Origin of the sequence: Sulfurovum sp., from assembly GCF_041551015.1 — a bacterium.
GTDB lineage: Bacteria > Campylobacterota > Campylobacteria > Campylobacterales > Sulfurovaceae > Sulfurovum.
The window spans coordinates 1-4,366 of sequence record NZ_JBFENQ010000139.1; the positions used below are offsets into that span (position 1 = coordinate 1).

Below are 4,366 nucleotides of genomic sequence, written 5' to 3' on the forward strand. Positions count from 1 at the left end.
AATGACGATTTTTTGGTTTCATTTTTTCTCTTGTGAAGTGAAGCGGTGACAAAGTCATCACTCTCTTTGAGAAAAAAAGGAAAGGGGAAACAACATCACAGTTAAAATAAGGGAGGATATGTACAAATTACATAAAATTGGAAGATTTGTTCCCATCAAAATAATGGGAACAATAAAAAATTAATAAGAGAATTTATACCCACGTCTACGTACAGTATGGATTACTTGAAATCCAAGGATACTCTTCAATCTCTTTCTTATCTGATTGATAGCAACCTCAACAGTATTATCACTGACATACTCAGGTTCTTCCCAAAGTGCATTGATGATCTCATCTTTTGAAAAAACACGTTGCTTACGCAGTGCAAGGTATGCCAAGATATCAAATGTTTTGCCATTAAGAGAAACGATCTTCTCATCATATTCTATCTTTTTATTTGCAATGTCAATAACCAATTTTTCGATGTTAACCTGTGTACCAAAAAGGTGTCTCATATTTGCCAAAACTCTAGCAGCGATAAGATCCGGATACTCGCAATGCTGATAGATCACATCATCTACACCCAGAGAGAAGAAACCAGCTTGTGCTTTCACATTATTAGTGAGTATCATTATCTTCGTTTCACTCTTTTTCTTTTTCACTTCATTTACATAACGTTCAAGTGAAAACTTTACACCCTCATCCACGATCACCACTAGTTCATAGTGTCTAAAGTCTGTAAAGTTGGTTGCATCATACATATCTTTTGCATTATCAACAATACAAATAAAGTATTTATCTAATTCTTTTTCAAGTTCCTTAACGTATTCGTCATTGAAACCTACTGTTAGTATTCTCATTCTTTTCCAATCAATAAAAAGATAGCCAAAACTTAAATTTTGTCCACTTTTCTCTTTTATTAGCGTATTTATAGCTAAATCAACCTTATTTAAAAATAAAAGTAAATTGAAGTATTCGGCTATTTATATTAAATTATAATGATTTAAGTGCTTTTATATAGACTCTTTTGGGTGCAGGAGAAGATTAATTGACCGTTAGAAGAGCAAAGCTATGCTAACTTACGCTAACGCTAAGTTTGCCTCAGCAGCATGCTCGCGTAACTGGTTACGCTTAGAAATTATAATGATTTTATTGCTTTTATATAGACTCTTTTGGGTGCAGGATATCCCTCGACTGTCTTTGTGTCATCATTTGGATCAAGAAAGTCTTCAAGACTTTGTGTGTCTATCCACTCTGTCTTTCTTTGTTCATTAGATTCTGTTTTCATGGTTTCTAACACTTCAACAGTTTCAAAACCTGCCCTAAAACACCAGTTCTTTAAAGCACTGACGGTAGGAACAAAATAGATATTTGGTATCTTTGAATAGCGATCTCTAGGTGTCAAACACATCTCTCCTTCACCATCTATCATAAAGGTATCTAAAATGAGCTCACCACCTTTATTAAGTCCTTTAAAGAGTGATTTCAGCATCGCAACAGGATCTGACCTGTGATAGAGTACACCTAAACAAAAAAGTGTATCAAACTTATGTTCATAGAACTCTACATGTTCTACACCTAAAAGTTCATACACAATGTCAGACTGAATAAAATGATTGATAAACTGAAACTGTGAGTAATAGATAGCAGAAGGATCAAATCCTATAAGTTTCTTAGGTGCTTGCGATAACATACGAAATAAGTAATAACCATTATTACATCCTATGTCCCCAACGACCTTGTCTTTCAGATCAAAGTGTGGTTCAAGGAGATTATATTTGATTTGACTTTGCCATTCAGAGTCGATAAAAAGATCATTGATTTGAAACGGCCCTTTTCGCCAAGGTTTCATCAGAAGTGCCGTCTCTTTTATCTGCTGGGTATCTTGAGGACTAAGGTTCTTGATTTGGACCTCTACTCTATCTCCAAGTTTAACTTCAACATCTTCATACGTTTTAAGCGCTTTAATAGCTTCTTGGTAAGGAATTATATTTTTCCACGTAAGCCATTTCTTACGCTCATCTCGTAATGTATTTAAATCCATCTATTATTTAATGTACGCTTTTTTAATGACTTGATCAAATAATGGTTTGTTACTACCTCTGGAAACCGATACATTTTCTATCTTACGTGCTACGTCCTGCCCTTTAATCACTTCTCCGAAAATAGTATGTTTACCATTTAACCAACCCGTTGGTGCAAGTGTGATAAAAAACTGACTTCCATTTGTTGTAGGACCCCTATTTGCCATTGCCAGTAAAAATGGTTTGTCAAAAACGACATTAGGTGCAAATTCATCTTTAAAATCTTTTTTCCAAATTGACTCACCGCCTCTACCCGTACCTGTAGGATCTCCACCCTGGATCATAAATCCTTTGATCACTCTATGGAAAATCAGTCCATTGTAGTAACCATTTTTAACATGTGTCGTAAAGTTTTCCACGGCAAGTGGTGCCACTTCCGGATACATCTTTAATTCTATCTTCCCTACATTGGTTTCAAGTACCACAACAGTATCTTTCGCCTGTAACTGGAAACTTAATCCTAAAAATAGTAATCCTAAAAATAGTTTTTTCATTCTTCTTCCTTTAAATAAATTAGCAATATTATAACGATTTTAAAATTTATTTCGCATAATTCACAGCTCTTGTCTCACGAATCACATTCACTTTTATCTCTCCTGGGTATTGCACTTTTTCTTGTATTTCTTTTGCTATCTCTTTACTTAGGAGTACGGCTTCGTTATCACTCATCTTATTTGCGTTTACAAAAACACGTATCTCTCTGCCTGCATTAATCGCGTAAGCTTGATTAACATACTCTTTACTTAAGGCTATGTCTTCCACTTCTTTCACACGTTTTGTAAAGCTTTCAAGCACTTCTCTTCTTGCTCCGGGTCTTGCTGCAGAAAGTTTGTCTGCAGCACACACTGCAGCACTCTCTACAGAATCTGGTTCTTCGTGCCCATGATGCGCATAGATGGCATTGATAACAGAAGGATGTTCTCCATGTCTACGACAAAGATCAGCACCTATATCTACGTGTGAACCACCCAGATCTTGTGTCAGTGCCTTACCAATGTCATGCAAAAGACCTGCACGAAGTGCAAGTTTTTCATCTCCACCCATTTCTGCTGCCATAACACGTGCAAGTTTTGCGACTTCCAAAGTATGTGCAAGCGCATTTTGTCCATAACTTGCTCTGTATTTCATGCGACCCAAAAGTCTTACAAGTTCTTCATGCATAGGGAAAAGCCCTAATTCTATCAGTATATTTTCACCCTCTTCAAAAGTTTTTTGTTCAAACTCTTCTTCTACTTTTGCATGTACTTCCTCAATGCGTCCAGGGTGTATCCGTCCATCTTCTACCAGTATCTCTATAACCCTGGTTGCGATAGCTCTTCGATAAAGATTAAAACTGCTTACCAATATCACACCTGGTGTTTCATCTATGACTATGTCCACGCCCAAGAGCATCTCCAGTGTCTTAATGTTTCTACCCTCTTTACCGATGATGCGCCCTTTATGCTCATCACTTGGTAAATTTACAAGGTTAATGAGACGTTCCCCTGCAAAATCACCGGCATACCGTGTAGTTGCCTGTGCTAAAATATAATTGGCTTTTCTTTCCCCTTCATCTTTAGCCATTTGTTCATATTTACGTACGATACCCGCAACATCTGCACGGCTCTGCTCTTCTACTTTTTCTAAAATGTATGCCTTTGCTTCCTCTTTTGTCAAAGAAGCTATATTTTGCATTTTATCTATAGTATTGGCGATTTCATCTTGCTTTTTTCTTTCAAGTTTTTCTAACTGTATTTCTTTGTCCAATACTCTCTTTTCCAAAAGTTTTAAAGCATCTTCTTTTAACGTAAACTCTTTTGTTTGCAAGATCAATGTACGATTACGTTCATTGACCTTCGCAATACGTTTTTGAAATTCACGCTCTTGTTCTAACTCTTCTTCTTTGATTCTTACATGCGCAGATTTCAGTAAAAGTTCCGTCTCTTTCTCTATCGCTTTAGCCTTGGCTTTAGCTTCCAATTCTATATATGAAAATCTGTTTTTGGTACTATTTTTTAGCCAAATATAACATATACCTGCTCCTATAGCTATCCCAGTTAAACTGGAAACTCCTATTATCCCTAACATTAATTATCCTTCTGTCATTACATGTCTCATAAAATACGAACAAAATCCATATGTTACTCGATCATCATGCTTTGCTTTTGGCAAAACCTACTAAGCGGTTATAATCATGTCTGCTTTTATATCATATTCATCTGTTATGATCTCATTGCTGTAACACAATTCACGCGCTACAAAAACTGTTTTTTTTATATTTTCACTCTGTTCTTCAAAAAATCTATCATACATACCTTTACCA

4 protein-coding genes are annotated in these 4,366 nt (G+C 35.9%); all 4 read right to left on the reverse strand.

The features are described 5' to 3' along the window. Window positions 1–180: 180 nt before the first annotated feature. The gene (locus tag ABZC96_RS08520; RefSeq protein ID WP_373030454.1) at window positions 181–840 is read right to left on the reverse strand and encodes a winged helix-turn-helix domain-containing protein; all 660 of its coding nucleotides are present in this window, start codon (window positions 838–840) and stop codon (window positions 181–183) included. Window positions 841–1,118: 278 nt separating this feature from the next. After that, window positions 1,119–2,024 (reverse strand): tRNA 5-methoxyuridine(34)/uridine 5-oxyacetic acid(34) synthase CmoB, encoded by a 906-nt coding sequence (gene cmoB / locus ABZC96_RS08525; RefSeq protein WP_373030455.1) that lies wholly within the window; start codon window positions 2,022–2,024, stop codon window positions 1,119–1,121. 3 nt (window positions 2,025–2,027) lie between these two features. Further along, window positions 2,028–2,558 carry a peptidylprolyl isomerase gene (locus ABZC96_RS08530; protein ID WP_373030457.1) on the reverse strand — a complete coding sequence of 177 codons (531 nt, stop codon included), beginning with the start codon at window positions 2,556–2,558 and terminating at the stop codon, window positions 2,028–2,030. A 46-nt stretch (window positions 2,559–2,604) separates the two neighbouring features. Further along, window positions 2,605–4,131: a ribonuclease Y gene (gene rny / locus ABZC96_RS08535; protein WP_373030459.1), complete on the reverse strand. Its 1,527-nt coding sequence runs from the start codon at window positions 4,129–4,131 to the stop codon at window positions 2,605–2,607. Window positions 4,132–4,366: the final 235 nt, after the last annotated feature.

What these genes read in the sequence shown, in the direction of transcription:
- ABZC96_RS08520 (WP_373030454.1), bottom strand. Translation starts at nt 840, where the DNA reads ATGAGAATACTAACAGTAGGTTTCAATGACGAATACGTTAAGGAACTT.
- cmoB (WP_373030455.1), bottom strand. Translation starts at nt 2,024, where the DNA reads ATGGATTTAAATACATTACGAGATGAGCGTAAGAAATGGCTTACGTGG.
- ABZC96_RS08530 (WP_373030457.1), bottom strand. Translation starts at nt 2,558, where the DNA reads ATGAAAAAACTATTTTTAGGATTACTATTTTTAGGATTAAGTTTCCAG.
- rny (WP_373030459.1), bottom strand. Translation starts at nt 4,131, where the DNA reads ATGTTAGGGATAATAGGAGTTTCCAGTTTAACTGGGATAGCTATAGGA.